Source organism: Tamilnaduibacter salinus, from assembly GCF_003096655.1.
GTDB lineage: Bacteria > Pseudomonadota > Gammaproteobacteria > Pseudomonadales > Oleiphilaceae > Tamilnaduibacter > Tamilnaduibacter salinus.
The window spans coordinates 76707-100017 of record NZ_QEKQ01000005.1 but is presented as its reverse complement, the minus strand read 5'-3'; the positions used below and the strand labels follow the sequence as shown (position 1 = coordinate 100017).

The following is a 23311-nucleotide window of genomic DNA, read 5'->3' as shown; positions in this document are numbered from 1 at the left end:
CTTACCCGATCATCAGATACCGGCCGCCAGAGGCGATCAGCACCACCGCCAGCCCCAGCGTCAGATTGATGGCCACGAACAACCGGATCTGCCCGACCCGGCGACCGGCTTCCGGCGTGTCCTGACCCTCGATCGCCTGCTTGAGCCGGCGATACGGGGCGAACCAGATGTGCAGGAATAGCAGCATCATCACAATGCCCAGCCCCAGCATGACGTGAACATACCAGCCGACCTGATCCATACCACCATAATACATCCCGATCATCCCGAAACCGGTCACCAGCAGCACGGCCACCGATGCCCAGACCCAGCGAAAAAATCGCGACAGCGTATGGCACCAGAGCAGCGCACGCTGCTCCGGTTCCAGAACCTGAACCGCCGCCGGACGCAGGGCCACATACGCGAAGAACATGCCACCGACCCAGATGACGGCCGCCAGCGTGTGCAGGGCGATCATCAGACTCATACGTCCACTCCGTTAAAAATCGTCCGTCACCGCGCCTTCCGACGCGGAATTCACCAACCGTGCGTACTTGGCCAGCACACCCCGGCGATACTTGGGCTCAGGGGGCTGCCAGCGGTCCCGGCGCTTTTCCATCTCCTCTTCACTGATCGTCAGGGTGATGGTGTTGGATTCGGCATCAATGGTGATCTCATCACCGTCTTCCACCAGCGCGATGGGACCGCCTTCCGAGGCCTCCGGGGTCACGTGCCCGACCACGAACCCGTGACTGCCACCCGAGAAGCGCCCGTCCGTGATCAGCGCCACGTCGTTTCCAAGGCCCTTGCCCATGATCGCGGAGGTGGGAGTGAGCATCTCGCGCATGCCGGGACCGCCCTTCGGCCCCTCATACCGGATGACGATGACATCGCCGGCAACGACCGTGTCGTCCATGATCCGCGCCTGGGCTTCCTCCTCTGAGTGAAACACCCGCGCCCGGCCGGTGAAGTAGGTGCCTTCCTTGCCGGTGATCTTGGCGACGGCGCCGGTCGGTGCCAGATTGCCATACAGAATGCGCAGATGACTGTCCGACTTGATCGGGTTGTCCAGCGCGTGAATGATGTCCTGATTCTCGGGATAGGGGGCGACATCCGCGAGGTTCTCCGCCAGCGTCTTACCAGTGACGGTCAGGCAGTCCCCGTGCAGCAGGCCAGCGTCCAGAAGCGTCTTCATCAGCGGCTGGATGCCGCCAATCGCCACCAGCTCGGACATCATGTAGTGGCCGCTGGGACGAAGATCCGCCAGCACCGGTACCCGCTTGCCGATCCGTACGAAGTCATCAAGGGAAAGCTCGACGCCAATGGTGCTGGCCATCGCGATCAGGTGCAGGACGGCATTGGTCGACCCCCCGAGCGCGATCACAACGGTGATGGCGTTCTCAAAGGCCTCCCGGGTCATGACATCCGACGGCTTGATGTCCTTGTCCAACAACTCCAGCACTTTGCGACCGGCCGCCTCACAATCGGCCTTTTTGGTGTCCGAGACCGCGTTCTGGGCCGAACTGCCCGGCAGACTCATGCCCATTGCTTCAATGGCGGACGCCATGGTGTTGGCCGTATACATCCCGCCACAGGAACCCGGCCCCGGGATCGCGGTTTCCTCGATCTGTTTGACCTCGATCAGGTTCTTGTCACCTTTGGCATACGCGCCGACGGCTTCAAACACCGACACCAGGTCCGTGTGGTTCTCACCGGGCTGAATCGTGCCCCCGTAGACAAATACCGACGGCCGGTTGAGACGCGCCAGCCCCATGATGCAGCCCGGCATATTCTTGTCGCAGCCACCAATCGCCACCAGCCCGTCGAAGCCTTCACAACCCGCCGTGGTCTCGATGGAATCGGCAATCACTTCCCGGGAAACAAGCGAGTACTTCATGCCCTCGGTACCATTGGCGATGCCGTCGGACACCGTGATGGTGTTGAAGATCACGCTCTTGCCGCCGGCTTCATCCGCACCGGCGCCCGCCTCGGTGGCCAGGCCATCGATGTGCATGTTGCACGGGGTCACCATGCTCCAGGTCGACGCGATGCCCACCTGCGGCTTCTGGAAATCCTCATCCTGAAAGCCCACGGCCCGGAGCATGGCGCGGCTCGCGGATTTGCCCACACCATCCACGACGGGCGCCGAATAACGGCGTCGTTTGTCGTCGGTCATTCCCTCATCTCCCTCATTGTTCTGTTGGTCCCCGGCCATAGCCCCTTTCATGACAAGGCGTTATGTTTGCCGGAGCCGCAAAGTGCAAAATAATGAAAAATAAATTAAAATATGAGCGAAATCATCATGTTACATAACATTTCCGCATGTAACCAGAACGTAACAGCGGCACCACCCCCAAAGGAATCGACATGCCATCAAAGGACACGCCGGCCCAACCGCCACGCCGAGTGCCGGGGAAACTCGCTCCGTTTCTGGCCAGCATCTGGGGCCCTCTGCTATTCATGGCGCTCTCGCTTGTGGCGGGCGCGTTGTTACTGAGAGGTCCGGCCGATGCCATCACAGTCCTGCCCGCCGCGCCCGATCAGAGCGCCTGGCCGATGCAGTACGAGTCGACAGAATATCGCAAACAATCGCTCGCGGAAATTCTGAGCGGTGGAAGTGCCCTGTCAGAGGGCTGGTCCGGGACGGCATCCAACTGGTCAGGGCTCGGGTACCTGACCGGCCCGGTCACGTTCCGGACCACGTTCAGAAACACTCGCCAGGATGCGATTCAGCGCTGGGTGGTGGTGCCCGCCCCGTTCCTGGACCAGATTAGGCCGGTCCGCATCAACCACAGCGATGGTCGCCCGCTGCCAATGCGGACCATGGGCGACCAGTATCCGGGCGGCAATCGCATTCTGGATCTGCCGTTCTGGGTCTGGCCGGTCACGGTGCCGCCCCAGACCAGCGTGTCACTGCTGTTCGAGGTGACCAACAATGGCCCACTGATGCTTCCCGTCTCGATACAGAGTGCATGGGAGCTGGCCGGTGTTAGCGGCAAGGTGTTGACCTGGCAGAGCCTGATCGTCGGCTCCCTGGTCCTGACGATGCTGCTGAACCTGCTGTTCACGTTCCTGTTCCGGGGGAAGGGAATCAGCTGGCTGACGGTGCTGCTGCTCAGCGCGTTCCACAATGAACTGGTCCTGAGCGGCTTCGGACTGTGGTTACTCTGGCCGCAATGGCCCGGCATCAACACGCTGACCAGCGTAACGCTGCCCCTGTGCCTCATTGCGGTCTCCCAGTTCAGCCGGCATGTTCTGTCTCTGCGCGGACCGACGACGACACTCATGCACGGGCTTTCCGTCGCGGCGCTCGTGATCATGGGGGCGCGGCTCGCGGGCCTGTCGTTTCCCGGCCAGGGGTCCATGCTGGTCCTCGGCCTCACCGGCTGCGGGCTGATTCTGGGGCTGTCTGCCCAACGGGCAGGGCACGATCTCAACGCCCGCTACATGGCGATCGTCATCCTCACGCTGATGGTCGGTGCGGCGGTATCGTCGCTTCGCACCATCGGCTGGCTTCCGGTCAACACACTGACCAACTCCGGCTTTTCCATTGGCGCGGTCGTCGCCAATCTCGTACTGACCGTACTGCTCATCCATCGCTTTGTTCTGGAGCGACAGCAACGCCGCCAGTTCCATCGGGCCGCCCGACAGGAACAGACCCTCCGCAACCGCCTTGAAGACGACTATCAACGACTGCTGCGAAGCCATCGAGTCACCCGCCTGCCCAACCGCCCGGTTTTCGAGGATGTGCTGGCGACCTTTAACCCGGAGGAATCGCCCTATGCGGTCGTCTGGGTCCGTCTGGGGCGCTACTACGAAATTGAACAGGCCGTGGGCTATCGCCATGCCGAACAACTGTTGCGTGCCTACGTAACGCGCTTCGCCGACTTTCTGGAGCGACAGCTGGGCGACCATCTGCTGCGCATCGAAAACGCCACCATCGCAACGCTGGACGCGTCGAGTCACGCCTTCGCCATTCGCGCCCTTCCCCAGGATGCCACGTTCTGGCACTCACTGGCCGACTGGCTTCACGCCGATTTCACCAGCGGCCGCTATGTCTTCAGCTGGAATCCGTCGATTGGCGTCGCCCTGGCCCCGGAGCATGGGCACATCGCCTCGGACATCCTCTCCCGGGCCGGGTTTGCCAGTCTCAACCCAACCGACGTTCTGACGTTCTACGATCCGGCGACGGCCGACCGCCACAATGACCAGCAACTGCTGATGCTGGATCTGGACCACGCACTGAACTCGGGCGATATTGAGATGCACTATCAGCCCAAGGTTCGCATCAGCAATGGTGATGTGGTGGCCTGCGAAGCCCTGATTCGATGGCAGCACCCCGATTTCGGTGCGGTCTCACCGGCGGACTGGATCCCGGTCGCCGAGAAGCTGGGGGCGATTCATCAGGTGACGCTATGGGCGCTGGATCGCGCCGCCTTCGATCTGGCCGCGCTGAAACAGCGATTCGGCGATCAGACGCGGGTGGCTGTCAATATCTCGGCCCATGATCTGGGCGAGTCCGGTTTCGTCGAACAGGCCTTGGCCACCGTGCGGCGTCACGGCGTGTCACCGGGCGCGCTGATCCTCGAAATCACGGAAACCGCCGCCATGACCGACGAGGCGAGGGCACGAACCGTCATCAGCGCCCTGAGCGACGAGGGCTTTCGGATTGCCCTCGATGATTTTGGCACCGGCTACTCGTCCCTCGGCGCGCTGGCCAGCTTTGAGCTGGATGAACTGAAGATTGATCGCAGCTTCCTGGCCGGAATCACCCACAGCGAACCCCGCCAGCGGGTCTTCTTCAGCGCCGTGGAACTGGCCGACGCACTCGGCCTTCAGGTGGTGGTGGAGGGCGTGGAAGACCGGGAAGTCGCCGACTGGCTGCGGCGATTCCCGGGTCTCATGGGTCAGGGCTTCTACTGGGGCGCACCGGAGCCACTGAGCAACCGGTAATCGCGCAGCTCCAGATGTTTCATCTGGCGGGCGTACTGACTGGCAAATCCCGGATACATGGTGGCGTTGTAGCCATCCTCAGTCAGGTACCAGCTTTTGCAGCCCGAGTTCCAGTTCGTCTTCGCCAGACGCTTCTGCAGGCGGCGATTGTGGGTCGCCTGCACGTCGTCCTTCACATCCAGCGCCTTGATGCCGAGACTCCGCAGGGTGGTCACGCCCTTCACGATGTACTCGATCTGCGACTCGATATAGACCAGCGCCGAGTTATGACCTGGACCGGAATTGGGCCCGAAAATCATGAACAGGTTCGGATAGCCGGACACATTGATGCTCTTGTACGCCTGGGCACCCCGACGCCACTCCTGACCGAGCTCCCGGCCGTTGAGGCCGTATACCGGGAACGGCGTGCCGCTGTTGGGCACGGAGAACCCGGTCGCGAAGACCAGGCAGTCAAACTGGTGCTCAATGCCCTCGCCCGTCCGGACCCCATTCTCACTGATGCTCGCGATCGGCCAGGTGATCAGTTCCGTGTTGTCCTTCTGCAGCGCCGGGTAGAAATCGCTGGACATCAGCACCCGCTTGCAGCCGAGCTTGAAGTCTGGCGTCAGCTGGCGACGCAGCCACTTGTCCTTCACCTGGTGACGCAGATGTGCCTTCGCCAGCGTCTCAAGCGCCCCATTCACCGGTGTGTCCCAGATGATGCCGGTCGCAATGGACTCATGAGCCAGAAACAGACCGTTGCGAACCGCGGACTGGGCCGCGGGCAGCTTGCGGAAGACAGCTTTCTGCCAGTCCGGCTTACGGAAATCCAGACGCGGCAGAATCCAGCAGGGGGTGCGCTGGAACACCCGAAGCTTTTTCGCCTGTTTCGCCAGTTCGGGCACAATCTGCACCCCGCTGGCACCGGTCCCGATCACGCCGACGGCTTTGCCCTCAAAGTCGTAGTCGTGATCCCAGTCGGCACTGTGAATGGTCTTGCCCTGGAAGCGCTCCAGCCCGGGAATGTTCGGGAAGCTCGGGTTCGACAGGGGCCCCTGCGCCATCACCGCCGAGCGGGCCCGCACGGTGTCGCCCTCTTCGGTCGTTGCCGTCCAGACCCCCGAGGCGTTGTCATAACTCAGCCCCGTCACCGACCGGTTAAAGCGCACCAGGCGACGCAGATCGTATTCCTCCGCCAGCCAGTGGATGTAGTCGCGAATCTCGTCGCTGCCCGCGTAACTGCGCGTCCAGCGCGGGTTCTGGGCGAACGAGAAGGAATACAGGTTCGACGGGATGTCGCAGGCGGCGCCGGGATAGGTGTTGTCCCGCCAGGTGCCGCCAATGTCGGCGGCACGCTCAAGAATCACCACGTCATCAACGCCGTTTTGCTGGAGACGGAGCGCCGTCCCCAGTCCGGAGAATCCGGCGCCGACAATCAGAACCTGATGGATCGGTGTGTCGGTGTTGCTCATCCAATCCTCCTCAGGCCGTCGGCCGCCAGGTGAGTTTCTCGACCCAGGTGGGCACCGGACCCAGCGCTTTCGCCGGGATGTAGTTGCTCAGGCTGACCAGCGCGTCCACCGGCTTGTGGTAGGGATGATTGCGATTCACCACCATCTTGCCGTGCTGGCTGATGATCTGGAACCAGGGGTTGCGACGGCCTTCTTTCGTCCGCCCACCAATGCGCTCGTACTTGTTCATGGCCTCGTACAGACGCTCTTCCTTCAGGCCCATGGCCACGATGTTGTCACGCATGCGGTTGAGCAGCGGCGCGTAGGCGAGCACACCGAGAATCAGCTTGGGATTCCCGACCGTCCCGATGGCCTTGATGGCCAGCTGATGCAGTTTACCCCTGCCCAGCAGCTCCATGACGTGGAAGTCCACGCCAAGGTGACGGGCCTCATCGGCGTTGATCTTCTCAAAGACCTCATGGCACAGCGGGTCGTCCACTTCCTCAAGCAGGAACTTGAGGAGCGCGCCGTCCAGGGCAATCTCCAGCATCGGGATCACCGAGCCCAGCACCTCCAGGGGCATGTCATCGCTGTAGCGATCCAGCCACTCGATGGTCAGGCGCAGATTGATGTTCGGCTCCGGCAACTCGTCGCCTTCGAGCATCCCCCAGCGGCGCATCAGGGCCATTTCCGCGTTGGCGTGGCGCTGCTCCTCGGCATGGAACCAGGTGTAGAGCTCCCGGAGGGTGTCGCTTTCCGCCTTGCGCGCCATGGCTGCAAAGCCCCGGGCGCCGACGTGCTCGATCCACATCAGGTCGGACATGAAGGCCTTGAGCTTGGGCCACTGTTCGGCCGTAATGCGCTCGGCACCGGGTTTGTCCCAGTCGATATCGGCGAGGGCCCACTGAGTGTTGCGGACCTTGTCGAGCATGGTGTCGAGATCGATGTTCGCCATGTCGGACTCCTTCAGCGTCGATCGGATGGCCCCGTCAGGAGCCGGTGCAGGTTACTCGGCTGAGGCCGGGTTGAGCCGGCTGACGGCAAAACGATGGATAAGACCCGTGGCCAGCGAGTAGGTGCGCGGCGTCCATCGTTTGATGTGCCAGATGACCTTGGCGTCGATCTGCGGCATCACATACAGATCGCCACGGTCCAGCGCCGAGAGCGTGTCCCGGATGACCCGTTCCGGCGCCATACCGAACCGGTCCATCAGCTTGTCGAACAGCGTCCCGGAATCGCCGGTGATGCGGCCGTTGGCCTTGATGTTGGTCTTCACCAGCGTGGGGCAAAGCGCCGTCACGGCCACGTCGGTGTCCGCCAGTTCGGCGGCCAGCGTTTCGCTGAGCGCCAGGGCGCCGGCCTTGCTGACGTTGTAAGGCCCCATCAGCGGTGCGGCGGAGAAGCTCGCCGTGGACGCCACATTGATAATGCCGCCGCGGCCGTTCTCACGCAGAATGGGCGTGAATACGTGGCAACCGTGGATGACGCCCCACAGGTTAATCCCCAGGGTCCATTTCCAGTCCTTGATGGGCGTCGAGCCGATGGTGTCGCCCCCAACGCCAACCCCCGCATTGTTCACCACCAGATCAACCGGTCCGGGAAGCACCTTCTCCGCCTCACGGGCCAGCTGCTGAACCTGCGTCAAACGACTGACATCGCAGGTCGTCGCCCAGGCCTCGCCACCCTCACGGCGAATGGCTTCGACCGTGTCGTTGACCGTCTCCTCGTTGATATCCGAGCACAACACCGCGCCGCCACGCCGTGCCAGCTCCAGCGCAAAGGTCCGGCCAATACCAGACCCGGCGCCTGTAACGACCGCTCTCGCACCGTGGCTGAGTCGGTTTGTCGAGGTAATTCCAAACATAGTGATTGATCCCGTTGACGTTCGTGCCACTGATATCGACAATAAAGCGAACGCTTGTTCGGATTCAATTCGGATAAATCATGCCCAGAAAGCCCAAACAGCAACGCTCACAGGCCACGGTCAATGCCATCATCGAGGCAGGATTCATTGCCATGGCCGAGCGCGAACCCGCCACGATCACCACTCGCCAGATCGCTGATATTGCGGGCGTTGGTGTGGGGTCCCTGTACGAGTACTTCGAGAATAAAGAGGCGATCTTCAGCGCCATGTCGGAGCGGTTCGTGGCCGATACCGTGGCGCTGATCCGCCCTCAGATCGCCACCCTTGTTCGGATGCCGATCAGGGACGCGGTCCGCCACATGCTGGAGAGCTTCCGGACGTTTCTCCAGGAAAACGATGGTCGCTACCTCAGCTGCATCCAATACGCCATGACGCTGGACTTCGAGCGCTATATCGACCCACTGCAACAGACGCTGTCTGAACTGGTGACGCAGTATCTAATGAACCACCCGGACACATTGCGGGTGCGGGACATTCCGACCATGAGCTACATCATGATCCACGGGGGGATATTTGCGGTGGTCCGCCATCTGTCGGACCCAAGCCCACCGATCACCTTCGATCAGCTGGTGGAGGGCCTGGCCCGGATGGTGGGCCATTACACGGAGCGGGAGATCGCCATGGCCAATGCCACGCAGGAACACCTGAGAGCAAAGGAGCCGGACGAGACCGGCTCCGATCGGGAACAATAAACCATCGGGAGGTGTCGTCACCCGGCCTCAATAAAAACCGGTTCGAAACCAACGTTCCATAGCAGGACCGATCCCACCCGGGTGGACACCAGAATCACCAGCGCTACGGTCAGGATGGCACCGGCATAGAACACGGCCTGATCCTTCGGGATTCCCAAAACGATCGGCAGACCGTCATAGATCAAGTAGCCGGCATAAGCGGCGGCCACGAGCATAATCAAGGCATTGAACCAGGGTACCGGGTACAGCAGGGCGAAGCCCGACAGGAATAGCGGCGTTGCGGCGTAGGCGGCCAGCGCCATGCCGTTGGACTTGTCCTCTTCACTGCGCGCGCCGTAGGTATTCGCCATCCAGTCAATGGCCCATCCCAGCGCGAACACCCCGACGAGGATCGCCAGGTAAGACAGAATGCTCAGCTGCGCGGCACTGACTTCGGTCAGCTTGATCACCCGCTCCCCATCAATTGACCATCCGAAATAGGCGGTTGAGATAAAGCCGCAGATCGGACCAATGGCGGCCAGCGTCAGTACGTAACCGATATAGAGCGAAATCGGCTTCTCATGCTCCCGGCGAATGGAATCCCACTCGCTGTCCGGGTGCGTGAACATACCGAAGGCGTGTCTGAGCAGCATCGCAGGCCTCTCTTGTGTTATGGCTGAGTTGTTATTGGAATCTACGCGCCACAGTTGTGGGCGGATGGTTCGGTCTCGCGAAAACGACACCGTCCCCACTCACTATAGACAATTTCTACAAGGTACGCCGGGCCTCCGCAACCTGTTTGTGAACCGTCGACATCAGCTCTTCAACGGTCCGACCGGCGGTCTCGACCGGGGGATGAATCACCACTTCGATCTCCCCCGGCCGGAAGGCGGCCGTGCCTTTCGGCAATCGTTCATGGGACCCGTTGATGGTCACGGGCAGGATTGGCAAGCCGCTGTCGCTCGCGATCACGAAGCCCCCCTTCTTGAACGGGGCCACCTGGCCGTCACGGCTGCGGGTGCCTTCAGGGAACAGCAGTACGCCCGTTCCATCGGGGAGCTGCGCCACCCCCTCCTGGATGCTGCGCATGGCGTCACTGCCCTTCGAACGGTCAATAAACAGGTTCCGGGATGTGGCCAGCGCCAGGCCGAACAGAGGCACTTTGCGGAGCTCTTTCTTGATCACCCAGCGGTACTGAAGGCCCAGCGACAGCACCAGCGCCGGGGGATCAAAGTAGGAGGTGTGGTTGCTGAGAATGACATATCGCTGACCGGGGCGGATGTTTTCCCGGCCCCGCACCCGCAGGCGCACGCCCGCCACCTTGAGGATCGCCCAGGCGTAGACCTGGGTGCCGTGAAACGCCGCATCGCCACGACGCCCCATCAGGGCGCACACGACAATCGGCAGAAACAGAATCAGGGTCAGGGCAACGCCCCAGAACACCAGCCAGATGCTTTTGATCCACTTCAAGACAACCACTCCGTTCCATACGCCAGCCCCCTCCAGATCCGTCCCCGGACGGGAAACAGAAGTGATGACCGAACGAGCGAGCGGGACGGCCATCAAACGATGCGCGGGCAATGGCCTCCGGACGCTCCTCCACACAGGGTCGGCCAACCTTCGGAGACCGAATGCTAGCGTACATCTGTGCGGAACGGGAACTCTGGCCGTCCGCTACTCCGCAAACCGGCCCGGCCGGAACGGGTCCAGGTTCAGGGCCGGTGATTCGCCGTCGATGACCTGGCTGATCAGCTCGGCGCTGCCGGCGGAGAAGGTCCAGCCGAAGGTGCCGTGGCCCGTATTGAGGTACAGGTTGTCCCGGGTTCCACGACCGATAATGGCCGGGCCGTCCGGCGTCATGGGCCGGAACCCCGTCCAGGGGGTCGCTGCACTCATGTCGGCCGCGCCGGGAAACCGGCTGGCGACCGACCGGCGAATGGTCTCAAGACGCGCCTCGGGGATGCGCCGGTCAAAGCCGGAAAGCGCCACAAAACCGGTTGCCCGCAGCCGGTCCCCGAGACGGGTACTGACGACCTTGTAGCGGTCGTCATGGATGGTGGAATACGGGCCGCGCTCGGGATGATCCATCGGGACCGTCAGTGAATAGCCCTTGACCGGGTAGATGGGAAGAAACAGTCCGACCGAACGGGCCAGCTTCGGCGATGCCGCGCCGGCGCAGAGCACCACCGCATCACAGTCGAGCACCTCGTCACCGCCGCCCTCTTCCGAGACACGCACACCCCGGATCTGGCGGTGATCGCCCTCCAGTGCGGTGACCGTCGTACCGTAACGGAAGGTCACGCCCAGGGATTCGGCCGAGGCCGCCAGCGCCCGGGTAAAGCCATGGCAGTCCCCCGTTCCGTCCGTTTCGAATCGCAACGCGCCGAACAGCGGGCCGCTGCCGGTCATCCCCGGTTCCCGGGCCCGGACATCCTCCGGCCCGAGCAGACGGTGGGCAATGCCCAGCTCTGACAACAGCTCGGAGGTCGCGAGGTACTCCGTCATGGCTTCAGGCGTGCTGGCCAGGTGCATCAGCCCATCGTGCTCGCCATCGAAGGTCAGGTCATGGGCGGACTCCAGATCGTGGAAACACTGGCGGCTGTACTCGCCCAGCCTCAGCATGGCGCGCCGATTCAGGCCATAAACACCCGGCGCATTGGCATAACGCAGCGTCGCGAAAAGGAATCGCAGGGTTTCCAGAGAGGGCGGCCATGTCATCTTGAGTGGCCCATCCCGTTCCAGCAGCCAGAACAGCGCCTTGCGGGCCAGGCCCGGCACCGCCCAGGGGTAGACCACGCCGTAGGAGCGCTGACCGGCGTTGGCCCGGCTGGTTTCTTCCGCCGGGCCGGACAGACGCTCGATCACAGTCACCCGATGGCCGCGGCGTGCCAGAGCATGGGCCGTGGTCACGCCGACCACGCCAGCGCCAATGACGGTGATGTCCATGATCCCTCCCGGGGCGTCCTGGAATATGATGGGGCTTTGTTCGGGCCCCCATTCAGTTTTAGGGTGTGCCCGCTATTTTGACAACCCGACGCGTCCGGACAAACAGGGGTACGACTAATGGAGGCACTGACAAGACAGTTGGAGCGGATCGATGGTCGAGGCTACAAGGCCTATAAGAGCATCGCGGGGGAGTACCGGTTCGATGGCTTCTCCCTGATGATCGACCACGTCCAGGCCGATCCGTTTGCCGCGCCATCCCGGTGTCGGGCCGTCATTGATGCCCCGGTGGCCGATCTGCCAGCGTCGGCATTGCGTTCGGAACCGCGCCGCCGGGCCGCTCGGGACTTTATCGCGCGAGCCTTCCGGAGCGCCTCAGACTCTGACCAGGCCCTGGCGATCGATGCCGGTCATCAGACGGTGCTGGACCGGACCGCGACCGTGCTGGATGACGGGGCCGTGGAAGTGCGCTTCACTGTCCAGCTTCCCGCCCGGGGCCGCACGATACTTGGCCGCCAGGCCCGCACGATCCTGTGCGACCGGCTTCCCGACGTGGTCCGGGCCGCCGCCACGTCCCGTCGTCTGGATCTCGACGCGTTGGAGACGCACATGGCCCGCGTGGAGGATCAGGTTGCCCTGCGCGAGGAGCTGGCCAGGCGCGGGCTGGTCGCCTTTGTCGCGAACCAGTCGGTCCTGCCCCGGCGCTCCGGCGTGGACGACCGGCCACTGGAGCAGGCCATCCCCTTCCAGGCGCCTGAGAGCCTCTCCGTCCGTCTGGACACACCCAACGCGGGCCCGGTCGATGGCCTGGGCATCACCACTGGCATTACATTGATCGTCGGGGGTGGCTTCCACGGCAAGTCCACGCTGCTGAGCGCCATTGCGGAAGGCGTTTACGACCACATTCCGGGAGACGGGCGCGACCGGGTCGTCACCGATCCGGACGCCACCAAGATCCGGGCGGAAGACGGCCGGGCGGTCCATCAACTGGACCTCTCTCCGTACATCAATCATCTGCCCTACGGTAAGGATACCCAACGCTTCTCCACGGACCTGGCGTCCGGCTCCACCAGCCAGGCCGCAGCACTTCAGGAGGCGATCGAATGCGGCGCCCGGACCCTGCTGGTGGATGAGGACACCTCCGCCACCAACTTCATGATCCGGGACCGTCGCATGCAGGCGCTGGTCGCCAAAGAGCGCGAACCGATCACGCCATTCGTCGATCGCATCCGGCAGCTGCGGGACGACCTGGCGGTCTCCACGCTGCTGGTCATGGGCGGCTCCGGTGACTATTTCGACTGTGCCGATACCGTCATCCAGATGCAGGACTACCAGCCGCTCGACGTCACCCGGGAGGCCCGCGACATTGCACAGGCTCACGTCACGGGGCGTACGGAGGAAGCCGTCGACGCGCTGGACGTCACCCCCCGCCGGGCCCTCCAGGGCGGCCAACTGAATCCTGAGGCGAAGCCGGGTAAAACGAAAATTCAGGCGCGAGGCCGTGACACACTGATCTTTGGCCGCACCGATGTGGATCTCAGGGCCGTCGAGCAGATCGTCGATGCCTCTCAGGTACGAGCGATCGGCATGGTGCTGGGAAGGCTGTCGCGTCGGGGAGAACGGGTCACGGATCTGCCGGCATTGATCGGCGAATGGCTGAACGATGAGCAATGGCACCGTATGAGCCAACGCCCCGAGGGCAATCTCGCCCGGCCACGGGTATCGGAAGTCATGGCTGCCCTGAACCGGTTACGCGGCGCGCCGTTTGAATCGTGAGGGGATAGATAGCCACGGAAGGGCACGGACAGAACGGGGACAGCGCGTCTTTCCCGTCCGTGTTTCCCGTGGCCCATAACGAAAAAAGCGACCCCGAAGGGTCGCTTTTTCGATCACTCCCGAAAGCGTCGGGAGATCACAGAGCGGTGACGTTCTCCGCTTGCGGGCCTTTCTGACCCTGAGTCACGGTGAACTCGACCTGCTGACCTTCCGCCAGGGTCTTGAAACCTGAGCCGTTGATCGCGCTGTAGTGAACGAACACGTCGGCAGCGCCTTCACGGGTGATGAAGCCGAAGCCCTTGGTTTCGTTGAAAAACTTGACGGTACCAGTCTCTGTAGACATAACGTTCTTTTCCTGTCTTCACTTGCTATTCAATTAAAAGTGCCCGAAGGCGGTTTTCGGAAATACAGATTTCGCGTAATCAAAAACAGGACGATGCACTACTTACCGGGAAGGCTCGGGATGGACCCTTATGAGGTCCGGCGGGTCTTCCAGACTACAGAGGGATACGTCTTATTTTGAAATGCTTTACTGAATCTTTCCACGTTCCGACTATATCGCCCATTTCCAGAAAAGCCAACACCTTTTTCGCAGATAGGTACAAATACGGCATCTGAGCGCGACGGCGTCACCGGATGGCCCGGCATCCCGCTTGTCGCACTACCCTCGGAGCCACTGAAAGCAGAGGATGCCCAGCCCGGTCATCAGCAGCGCCCCGAACAGATGGACCGCCATACCGGCCACTGCCGCTGCCCACCGGCCTTCCTGAAGCGCGCCCACCATTTCCAGTGAGAAGGTGGAGAAGGTTGTCAGCGCCCCGCACAGCCCCGTTACGGCGAACAGGCGCCATTCGGCGCTGAGGGCCGAGGCCTGGCTGAAGTAACTGATCGCCAGACCGGCCAACCAGGCACCGGCCAGGTTGGCGACGAGCGTCCCCACTGGAACGAGCTGCCCCCCCTGGTTGAGCCAGAGGCCAAGCACCCATCGGGCGTTCGCGCCCACCACAGCCCCAAGACTGACCGCCAGAACCGCTGTCGGCGTCACCATCGTCTGTTCCCCTGCCAAATCAGCATGATGCCACAATCAGGAGGCCTGCACAGCGATCTGGTGGCGGCCGGCGGACTTGGCCTTGTAGAGTGCGGTATCAGCCGCCGCGATGAGTCGATCCACACCATCAACCCGGCCTGGCGTGAGACACGCGACGCCAATGCTCAACGTAACATGGCGGCTGACTGAGGAGGCGTCGTGAGGGATCGCCAGCGCATCAATGCTTGTTAACACCCGGTCCGCCACCACGCGTGCGCCCGCGTGGTCCACACCCGGCATGAGAACAGCGAACTCCTCGCCCCCCCATCGGCTGACGGTATCGGCAGGGCGATGCACGGAGCCCTCGATGCCCCGAGCCAACGATACCAGGCACTCGTCGCCGGCGCTGTGTCCATAGCGGTCGTTGTACGACTTGAAATAATCCACATCGATGTACAACAGGGCCACGGTACCGCCCTCGCGACGGGCCCGCTCCCATTCAACCGCCAGTTCTCGATCAAGGGCGCGCCGATTGGCGAGGCCTGTTAGCGGGTCCTGATTCGCTTGCACTTCCAGGCGCTGCGTCAGTTCGTCATTGAGTGCTGCATTGTAGGCAATCATAACGGACTGAAAGAACGCCCGTTTTTCCCGTTCCTCGTTCTGCCAAGCGATGAAAAGGCAGACCAATGCGACAAAGACGCAATAGTAGGTAAAGCGGGGCCAATCGATACTGACCAGCGACACCCACCAGTGGATCAACACCACCGCAGTGAGGCTGGTGACTATAATCAGGGTCGCGTTCCGGAGTGATAGCTTGAGCGCAAGCACGACCACGATAATGGCCAAGGAACAGAAATAGCTCTCAAGCACCGCCAGTTCCGGTATCGTAAGCAGGCCCGGCATCACCGCCAGCTTGGCGATCACTAACACGGCAGGAACCGAGACGATTGCCGAATAATAGTGCTGTGTCCGCGTTGGTATGACGGCCAGAATCCCGACAAGAACACTGCCGGCGACCATGGCACACCCACCGAGCCATAGCGTGAAATCCCGGCTCTGAAGCGCCTGCCACTGCAGAAGCGTCGTCAGCGCAATAATTCCCAGGATCATTGCCATCAGAAACGGCGAACCCAGCTTGATATAGCGATTGAGATCCCGGTGGCGATAGGCCTGGAACGATGCCCGCAAAATCTCTGGCACGCGCTGAAAGAGGCCACCACGGGCAATCACGGATTCGACGTCGCGAATCACGCGCTCTGTCAGCAGTTCGGGGGGAACGGTTTTCAACATTGGTGACTCCATGCGTCGCCCTCTCCTGATGCCATTCCGAACGGGCCGCATTGTCCGGTCAGAATGAGTAAAATGCCATTCGCACATCTACGCTGTCATCACAGGCCAACATCCCACTCAAGCGTAGGATGGCTCGTAGGGACTCCGCACAAAAAAACCCGGAACGGTTCCCCGCTCCGGGCTTTTGAGTCGGCGACAGACGGGTCGTCAGGCCGCGTTGTGCTCGATCACGCTGTCCTTCTGCCGCGCAAAGGCATCGAAGGGGAAGTCATCCACGTGGAGCATGTCCAGCACTTCCGCCTCGTAGGCGCGCATGAACTCGGCGTCTTCCTTGGAGATCAGCTCGGCCTTGAGGGCTTCCTCGACTTTCTGCTCCGGATGCAGTGCCTCGGCCGGCAACTGTCCTTTCGCGTGGGCCTTATTGACCTTACGGTAGAGCGACTCGGCGCGGTCGTAGTCCTTGAGCAGCGCGTTGTAGCGCGCCACCGGGTTCTGGAACTCGCCCTCGCCGGGCTCGGTCCAGGCCTGCTCCATCAGCTTGGCACGCAACGCGGTATCCCGGGTAATCGCCTGGGCGACCTCACGGGTGGCGTCGTCGTGAGGGCGCTGCCAGCGCCGACCCAGCGGCAGCGTCAGGGCGCGCAGCGCCCAGGCCAGCGGACGGTTCGGCAGGTTCTGCAGGAGCTCGTCCAGCGCCACTTCCGTGCGGTAGAGCAGGAAGTCCAGCGTGTACTGAACCAGCGTTTTTTCGCCCTCGACCGGCTGTGTCTCGTGCCACTGCTTGAGCACCATGGACGCCATGTAGAGGTTGGCCAGCATGTCGCCGAGCCGGGCGGAGATCAGTTCCCGCATCTTGAGCTGAGAGCCCAGACTGGTCATCGCCGCATCCGAACACAGACCGAAGGCCGCACTGAAGCGGGCGACAGCCTGAGCGTGACGACGGGTGACCGCGTCGAACGGCACGTCCGGACGACCTACGCCGAACGCCTGCGTCAGTGACCGGGCGGCGTTGCCGAAGATCAGACCGGCGTGACCGAAGAAGGCCTTGTCGAACGCATTCACATCGTCCTTGTCCTTCGCGGCCAGCTCATCCAGCACATAGGGATGGCAACGGATAGCGCCCTGCCCGAAGATCATCAGGCTCCGGGTCATGATGTTGGCGCCTTCCACGGTAATGGACACGGCCGCGCCCGCATAACCGATCCCCAGGTAGTTCCTCGGCCCCAGGGTCACGGTCTTACCGCCGTGAACATCCATCGCATCGGTCAGGACATCACGCTGCATTTCCGTGAGCTGACTCTTGAGGATCGCCGACGGTACGGCCGGCTTCTCGCCGTTGTCGACCATATTGGCGGTCTGGTTGACCGATGCCTGGGTGATGTAGGAGAGGCCGGCGATCCGCGCCAGCGGCTCCTGAACGCCCTCCATGTCCGCCACCGGCGTGTTGAACTGACGGCGGACACGGGTGAAGCCACCGGCGGTGCCGACGGCGGCGGCTGCGGCACCCGCCGCACCGGACGGCAGCGTGATACAGCGCCCTACCGACAGGCACTCGACCAGCATGCGCCAGCCCTGGCCGGCCATTTCCGGACCACCGATGATGTAGTCCAGCGGAATAAACACATCCTTGCCGATGATCGGCCCGTTCATGAACGGGCTGCCCACCGGGCAATGCCGGCGACCGATGTCCATGCCCTTGGTGTTGCGCGGAATCAGGGCACAGGTGATGCCCAGATCCTTTTCCTCACCCAGCAGCCCGTCCGGATCGAACATCCGGAAGGCGAGGCCAACCACCGTGGCGATCGGCGCCAGGGTAATCCAGCGCTTCTCGAAGTTCAGGCGCAGGCCCACCACTTCCTTGCCATCCACTTTCTGCTTACAGACGATGCCGGTGTCCGGCAGGGACGTGGCGTCAGAACCGGCACGCGGCCCGGTCAGGCCGAAGCACGGAATATCGCGGCCATCGGCCAGGCGCGGCAGGTAATGGTTCTTCTGTTCTTCCGTGCCGTACTTGACCAGCAGCTCGCCCGGGCCGAGGGAGTTCGGAACACCGACGGAAACCATCAGGGTCTCATTGGAGGCCAGGCGCTGCAGGACGGCCGACTGGGCCTTGGCGGAGAACTCCAGGCCACCGTATTCCTTCGGGATAATCATCCCGAGGAATTTCTCCTTCTTGATGAACTCCCACAGCTCCGGTGGCAAGTCCGCGCGCTCAACCGCGACATCCCAGGCATTGCACATCGATGCAGCCTTGGCGGCCTGGTTATCCACAAAGGCCTGTTCTTCGTCAGTGAGGCCCGTGTTGCGGTTGCTCAGCAGTTTGTGCCAGTCCGGCTGACCGGTGAAGATTTCACCGTCCCAACCCACCGTGCCCGCATCCAGAGCCACCTGCTCGGTCTCGGAGACCTTGGGCGCGGCCTTCTTGAACGCCGCAAAAATCCGCGGCGTCAACCAGCTGCGCCGCAGGCCGGGCATACCGCACACGGCGGTCACAACGGCTCCGGCCAGGAGTACGAAAGCAAGCCAGCCGGAGGCAAAGATCCAGGAAAGAATACCGAACCCGGCCATCACGGCGATGGCCGGCGGGGCGCCCGCCTCGCGGCGCAGCACCATCAACAGTCCTGCCACTGCGAGCAGGAGAAAGATCAGGGTTGTCATAGGCGTCTCTGTCTTCTGTGTCTGAAGAGTGAGTGGCCGGGCAACGACGCCCGGACCGGTTATGGAACCTCTGAAAAAGCCCCCGCCCCGGCGCAGAGCCTTTTTCAGAGGTTCCGTATTCGAGTTGTTGTCGCCGCTACTTTAATGGATGGCGGGCGCTCGGACCAGCCGGTCAGGCCGTAATCACCACCCGCAGCCCGTCCAGCACCAGCTCAGCGCGGTCAATGGCCTCCTGACCGGCGGCCAGCCTGGATTCGAAGAAATCGATTTCCGACTGACGCACGGCCGGGTTGATGCCCTGAAGCGCCTTCAGCCGGGCCACTTCACCACCGAGCTGCTGTTCCAGCCGTTGACGGGCCTCGTCCTGAATCGCTGTCAGTTCGGACGCCGCAAAGCCCTCGGCATGGTCGATCATCGTCTCCACACCCGGGCGGACCTGCGGCAGCGCCTCCTGGGCCGTCTTACGCCGTAGGTTACGACTGAGGTTGTTGAGCCGATCATGGGGGAGCACCGATGACAGATCGCGGCCATTCACATCCACAAGCCAGCGCCGGCTCGTGACCGGCAGGCTCAACGGCAACTGAAGGTCGGCCGGAGCCGGACAGTGCAGACGGAACAGAGTTTCCAGCAGCACCGTACCCGGTTGCAATCCCTTCACGCTCAGGGTGACGAACGCGGCGTTTCCAAGCTCCGTGGCGGTCATATGCTCCATCAGGGCCTGAATCATGGGATGCTCCCAGCTCAGGAACGTCAGATCCTCACGCTCGACCGCGGTGGCCCGGTCCAGGGTCATGGTCAGCCCGTCATCCGGCAGTTCCGGGAACGGGCCCAACGGGCTGTGATCACCCGGCTTGACAACCTCTGAGTGCGGGCCGTGATAGTCCGTCTCCACGCCAAAGATATCGAACGCTTCCGCCAGAAAGGCGTGCAACTCGGGAGACTGCTCTTCGGTCTCAATCGCCTCAATCAGCGACCGGGCCCGCTCTGGCCGGCAGGCGTTGCGTTCCAGCAGGGCATCCCGGCCCGCTTCCAGCGCCTGTCGCATGGCGTCGCACTGCTCGCGGACGGTTCGGACCACCGCATCCGGTGAGCGCGACGGGTCGTCCAGCGCCGACAGCCAGTCCGACTGTACCCGCTCAAACACCGGCATGCCGGCCGGGCAGGGTCGTGCGAAGGCATCGAGGCCGTCGTTAAAGAGCCCGTACTGGATGGCCTGGGCGGAGTCCGCCAGGTAGGGAATATGGATATCAATGGTGTCGCCCTGGCCGATCCGGTCGAGCCGACCAATGCGTTGTTCGAGACGGTCCGGCGTCACCGGCAGATCAAACAGGATCAGGTGGCGGGCGAACTGGAAGTTCCGTCCTTCACTGCCGATTTCCGAGCAGATCAGCGCCCGGGCGCCCTGCTCCGTGTCCGCGAAATAGGCGGCCGCCCGGTCCCGCTCCACAAGGCTCAGCCCCTCATGGAACGCCGCACTGCGAACGCCGGCCTGGAGCTGAAGATACCGCTCCAGTGCCTCGGCCGTCTCGGCCCGGGCGCAAATGACCAGGGCTTTCTCACCCTTGAGACCGGCCAACGTGCGTTCCAGCCAGGCCACGCGCGGGTCCTCCGACAGCCAGTCCGTTTCGGCGTGCCCGGCCTCCGGCGTCAGGCCGGCTTCGCCACGATGGCTGCCCGAGTCCCGGTACAGGGACGGGCAGTCCAGCGCCAGCGGGTGCAGGCGGCGTTCCGGAAAGCCGGAGACCGACGCCCGGGTGTTGCGAAACAGAACCCGGCCGGTGCCATGGCGATCCAGCAGCGCGTCGCTGACCGCCTGCACCGGGTCGTCTTCCGCGACCAGTGCGTCAAAGGAGTCGCCGAGCCAGTGGCGCAGCCTCGGCGTCAGATCCGGGTGGTCCGGCCCCATCGAGGCAACCGCCTCAATCAGCTCATTGATCTCGGCATACTGACCCTGTTCCCGTTCAAAACGGGCCCGGTCGCTGAACCGGTCCGGATCAAGCAGCCTCAAGCGGTCAAAATGCCCGGCCACGCCCGCCTGTTCCGGCGTCGCTGTCAGCAGCAACACGCCCCGAATGCGCTCGGCAAGACCGGACACCACCGAATACGGCGCGTCGTCCCGCTCGTCCGACGCGTCCAGGTGGTGAGCCTCATCCACCACCAGCAGGTCCCACTCCGCCTGCCCGACCTCGTCGCGCAATCGCGCACTGTTTGTCAGGGTTTCAAGGCTGCAGATGACCAGCTGCGACTGTTCGAAGGGGTTCTCTGGTGCCTCTTCCTCGGCTTCAGCCAGCTCCGCTTGCGCCGCACTGTCCACAATGGAAAAGGCCATCTGGAAGCGCCGGAGCATCTCCACCAACCACTGATTCACCAGCGGCTCAGGCACCACAATGAGAATACGGGAGGCCAGACCGGTCGCGCGCTGGGCGTGCAGGATCAGCCCGGCCTCGATGGTCTTGCCCAGTCCCACCTCGTCCGCCAGCAGGACGCGAGGCGCATAACGCCGCGCCACATCACCAGCGATACTCAACTGGTGCGTCAGATGCTGGGTACGGGCGCCAATGAGGCCCCGGGCAGGAGAGGCCTGCAGACGGGCTTCGTGATCGCGCGCAGCAACCCGGAGACGGAAGGCGGCATTGCGGTCAAACCGGCCCGCAAACAGTCGCTGACGGGGGTCGGTGAAACGCACATGGCTGGTCAGGCGCACCTCGGGCACCTCACGAATGTCGCCGCCCTGATCTTCGGCATGGTAGACAAGCAGCCCGTCGACTTCCTCAACGGCCCGGACCGTCAGCGGCTCGTCGTCGAAGGTCCGGATGGCGTCGCCCGGCTGGTAGCGGATGCGGGCCAGTGGCGCATTTTCCATCGCGTAGGTCCGTTCTTCATCCGCCGCCGGGAAGCCCAGCGTGACCCGACGGTCATCGATCCCGGTCACAATGCCCAGACCAAGGGCGGCATCGCTCTGGCTGACCCAGCGCTGCCCGACAACAAATTCCAAATCCACCTCCATTGAGCGTGTCTGAGTCAGGAACTGCAGAACAGCCCCTGGACTAATGTGTGTCCCGTTCGCGAACCCAGTACACCGAGGCCCCGCAGACCGCGGCCGGCACCAACACCAGATTCAGCACCGGTACCATCGCCATCAGGGCCACTGGCAGCCCGAACCCAAGGGCCGTCAGGCGCCGGCGTGCCAGTTCCCGGCGCAGCTCGCCAAACGAGGTCCGGTGGTTGTCCGCGGGGTAGTCGACATACTGAAGCGTCATCATCCAGCTGTTGAACAGGAACCACAGCAGAGCGGCGACGATGTTGACCACCGGGATAATGCCAATCACCAACAGCACCAGCGCACGGGGCAGGTAGTAGAGGATCTTGTGCACCTCCCGGAAGAGGGCGCGTGGAATGTCCTGCAGGATCTGTCCCCAGCTGTCATCAATCTGGGGTGTCTGACCGGTCAGGTGTTTTTCGGTCAGTTCTGACAGGTACCCATAGAACGGCGAGCCGATCAGGTTGGCCACCATCACAAACCCGTACGCCAGCATCAGCAACACGACCACGCCGTAGAGCAGCCAGAAGACCCAATCCAGCGCCTGAAGCCAGGCCCAGTCCGGCAGCCAGCTCATGGCCCAGGCGACCAGGAGGGCAAAGCCCTCGCCCATGGCCCAGAAGAGCAGTGCAAACAGGAGTATATTCAGAATCAGGGGAATGACGATGAACAGACGCAGGCCGGGCTGACGAATCAAACGGAATCCTTCCGCGAGATACCCCAGTCCCCGAAAAAAGTGGCCGTTCAGCATGCGGTCCTCTCCGATCGTTCACGGTGACCACGCACCGCCGTGAGACTGGTGCGTCGGAGGACGAAAGCATACCATGGCGCCCGGCCCTGTCGCACTGACAGGCGCCGGTCTCGCGTCCCGCTCCTTCGTTGGCGATTGAAAAGGGCATCGCACCATGACAACACCCGTCCCTGTCTGGCTACACACCCTGCGGGCCCAGTACTGGCTGTGGCGCCTTGGACTGGCGTTGTCCGTCGTCGCCATCCTGTGGCTGGCCACCAGCGACCTGGACCAGTCAGTGCCCTCGACCGGCTGGGACAAGGCGAACCACCTGATTGCCTTTCTGGAGCTGACCATCCTTACCCGGTTGGGCTGGCCCCGGCTGCCTCTGCCGGTTATTGCCCTGTCGCTGACCGGTTACGGCGCCCTGATAGAGGCCGTCCAGTCCACACTGCCTTACCGGGAGTTTTCATTGCTTGACCTGGCGGCGGATATGACCGGCATCGCCCTCGGCCTGATCCACTGGCCCAAACGGTGAGGTTATCGCCATAACGGATGTGCGAAATATCTTACACTGATGTCAGATATTGTCGTTTTGTGCGGTACGTGTTCATTCAAAAGATGTCACAACCACTCCCAGATCACTGATTTCAGGCGCAGATCCACTGCGTCCACCGACGCCCTCCTCTCATGTCCACGATGATCACAGCATTGACCCACACCAATCGCGTTAGAATGACACCGTCATTGGATGACAGGGAAAAGGACGAACGCAGGGAGTGGTCCTTCACAGGAGTTGAGGGGAAGCAGGGAGTAAACGGACGTCACGCTTAAGGGACACCGAACTTGGGAAACGCTGGCTTGGAAGCTGGCGCCAGGATGGCAGAGGA

At 62.7% G+C, this 23311-nt stretch carries 18 protein-coding genes; 4 read left to right on the top strand and 14 right to left on the bottom strand.

The genetic code is table 11. The features are described from left to right. Position 1 precedes the first annotated feature (1 nt). Both C8D92_RS08730 and ilvD read right to left on the bottom strand, forming a co-directional pair. Positions 2–466: a CopD family protein gene (locus C8D92_RS08730; RefSeq protein WP_116919115.1), complete on the bottom strand. Its 465-nt coding sequence runs from the start codon at positions 464–466 to the stop codon at positions 2–4. Positions 467–478: 12 nt separating this feature from the next. Beyond that, positions 479–2155, bottom strand: coding sequence for a dihydroxy-acid dehydratase (gene ilvD / locus C8D92_RS08725; protein WP_116919237.1), 1677 nt, complete (start codon positions 2153–2155; stop codon positions 479–481). 191 nt (positions 2156–2346) lie between these two features. Between ilvD and C8D92_RS08720 the strand changes: the two genes are divergently transcribed. After that, positions 2347–4932: an EAL domain-containing protein gene (locus C8D92_RS08720; RefSeq protein ID WP_116919114.1), complete on the top strand. Its 2586-nt coding sequence runs from the start codon at positions 2347–2349 to the stop codon at positions 4930–4932. On the opposite strand, the gene C8D92_RS08715 is transcribed toward C8D92_RS08720, so the two are convergent. The 3 genes from C8D92_RS08715 to C8D92_RS08705 are packed head-to-tail and all read right to left on the bottom strand — an operon-like array spanning position 4896 to position 8226. Then, positions 4896–6383 carry a flavin-containing monooxygenase gene (locus tag C8D92_RS08715; RefSeq protein ID WP_116919113.1) on the bottom strand — a complete coding sequence of 496 codons (1488 nt, stop codon included), beginning with the start codon at positions 6381–6383 and terminating at the stop codon, positions 4896–4898. The two genes, C8D92_RS08720 and C8D92_RS08715, sit on opposite strands and share 37 nt — an antisense overlap. Before the next feature lie 10 nt (positions 6384–6393). After that, the gene (locus tag C8D92_RS08710) at positions 6394–7317 is read right to left on the bottom strand and encodes a ferritin-like domain-containing protein (protein WP_116919112.1); all 924 of its coding nucleotides are present in this window, start codon (positions 7315–7317) and stop codon (positions 6394–6396) included. A 51-nt stretch (positions 7318–7368) separates the two neighbouring features. Then, positions 7369–8226, bottom strand: coding sequence for an SDR family NAD(P)-dependent oxidoreductase (locus C8D92_RS08705; protein ID WP_116919111.1), 858 nt, complete (start codon positions 8224–8226; stop codon positions 7369–7371). A gap of 80 nt (positions 8227–8306) precedes the next feature. Between C8D92_RS08705 and C8D92_RS08700 the strand changes: the two genes are divergently transcribed. Further along, on the top strand, positions 8307–8978 hold the full coding sequence (locus C8D92_RS08700) for a TetR/AcrR family transcriptional regulator (protein ID WP_116919110.1): 672 nt from the start codon (positions 8307–8309) through the stop codon (positions 8976–8978). Between the two features lie 17 nt (positions 8979–8995). Here C8D92_RS08700 and C8D92_RS08695 read toward each other — a convergent pair whose 3' ends face one another. The 3 genes from C8D92_RS08695 to C8D92_RS08685 form a co-directional block, all read right to left on the bottom strand. Continuing rightward, complete coding sequence (locus tag C8D92_RS08695; protein WP_095611396.1) at positions 8996–9610, bottom strand: Yip1 family protein; 615 nt, start codon at positions 9608–9610, stop codon at positions 8996–8998. A gap of 115 nt (positions 9611–9725) precedes the next feature. After that, the gene (locus C8D92_RS08690; protein WP_243402408.1) at positions 9726–10436 is read right to left on the bottom strand and encodes a lysophospholipid acyltransferase family protein; all 711 of its coding nucleotides are present in this window, start codon (positions 10434–10436) and stop codon (positions 9726–9728) included. 195 nt (positions 10437–10631) lie between these two features. Next, on the bottom strand, positions 10632–11903 hold the full coding sequence (locus C8D92_RS08685) for a D-amino acid dehydrogenase (protein WP_116919108.1): 1272 nt from the start codon (positions 11901–11903) through the stop codon (positions 10632–10634). A 117-nt stretch (positions 11904–12020) separates the two neighbouring features. On the opposite strand from C8D92_RS08685, the gene C8D92_RS08680 reads away from it, so the two are divergent. Next, positions 12021–13676 (top strand): ABC-ATPase domain-containing protein, encoded by a 1656-nt coding sequence (locus C8D92_RS08680; RefSeq protein WP_116919107.1) that lies wholly within the window; start codon positions 12021–12023, stop codon positions 13674–13676. Positions 13677–13812: 136 nt separating this feature from the next. Here the strand turns inward: C8D92_RS08680 and C8D92_RS08675 are convergent, their stop codons facing one another. The 6 genes from C8D92_RS08675 to cysZ form a co-directional block, all read right to left on the bottom strand. Continuing rightward, entirely contained in the window at positions 13813–14019 is a 207-nt protein-coding gene (locus tag C8D92_RS08675) for a cold-shock protein (protein WP_095611392.1), read from the bottom strand. Between the two features lie 318 nt (positions 14020–14337). Beyond that, positions 14338–14724, bottom strand: coding sequence for a fluoride efflux transporter CrcB (gene crcB / locus C8D92_RS08670; protein ID WP_116919106.1), 387 nt, complete (start codon positions 14722–14724; stop codon positions 14338–14340). A 36-nt stretch (positions 14725–14760) separates the two neighbouring features. Next, the gene (locus C8D92_RS08665; RefSeq protein WP_165819259.1) at positions 14761–15993 is read right to left on the bottom strand and encodes a GGDEF domain-containing protein; all 1233 of its coding nucleotides are present in this window, start codon (positions 15991–15993) and stop codon (positions 14761–14763) included. A gap of 207 nt (positions 15994–16200) precedes the next feature. Next, entirely contained in the window at positions 16201–18651 is a 2451-nt protein-coding gene (locus C8D92_RS08660; RefSeq protein WP_095611389.1) for an acyl-CoA dehydrogenase, read from the bottom strand. Positions 18652–18823: 172 nt separating this feature from the next. Continuing rightward, a complete protein-coding gene (rapA, locus tag C8D92_RS08655; RefSeq protein ID WP_341477027.1) occupies positions 18824–21652 on the bottom strand; it encodes an RNA polymerase-associated protein RapA in 2829 nt (942 codons plus the stop codon). Between the two features lie 46 nt (positions 21653–21698). Then, the gene (cysZ, locus tag C8D92_RS08650; protein ID WP_095611387.1) at positions 21699–22442 is read right to left on the bottom strand and encodes a sulfate transporter CysZ; all 744 of its coding nucleotides are present in this window, start codon (positions 22440–22442) and stop codon (positions 21699–21701) included. A 154-nt stretch (positions 22443–22596) separates the two neighbouring features. Here cysZ and C8D92_RS08645 point away from each other — a divergent pair, with 154 nt between their 5' ends. Then, the gene (locus tag C8D92_RS08645; protein ID WP_095611386.1) at positions 22597–22959 is read left to right on the top strand and encodes a VanZ family protein; all 363 of its coding nucleotides are present in this window, start codon (positions 22597–22599) and stop codon (positions 22957–22959) included. Positions 22960–23311 lie beyond the last annotated feature (352 nt).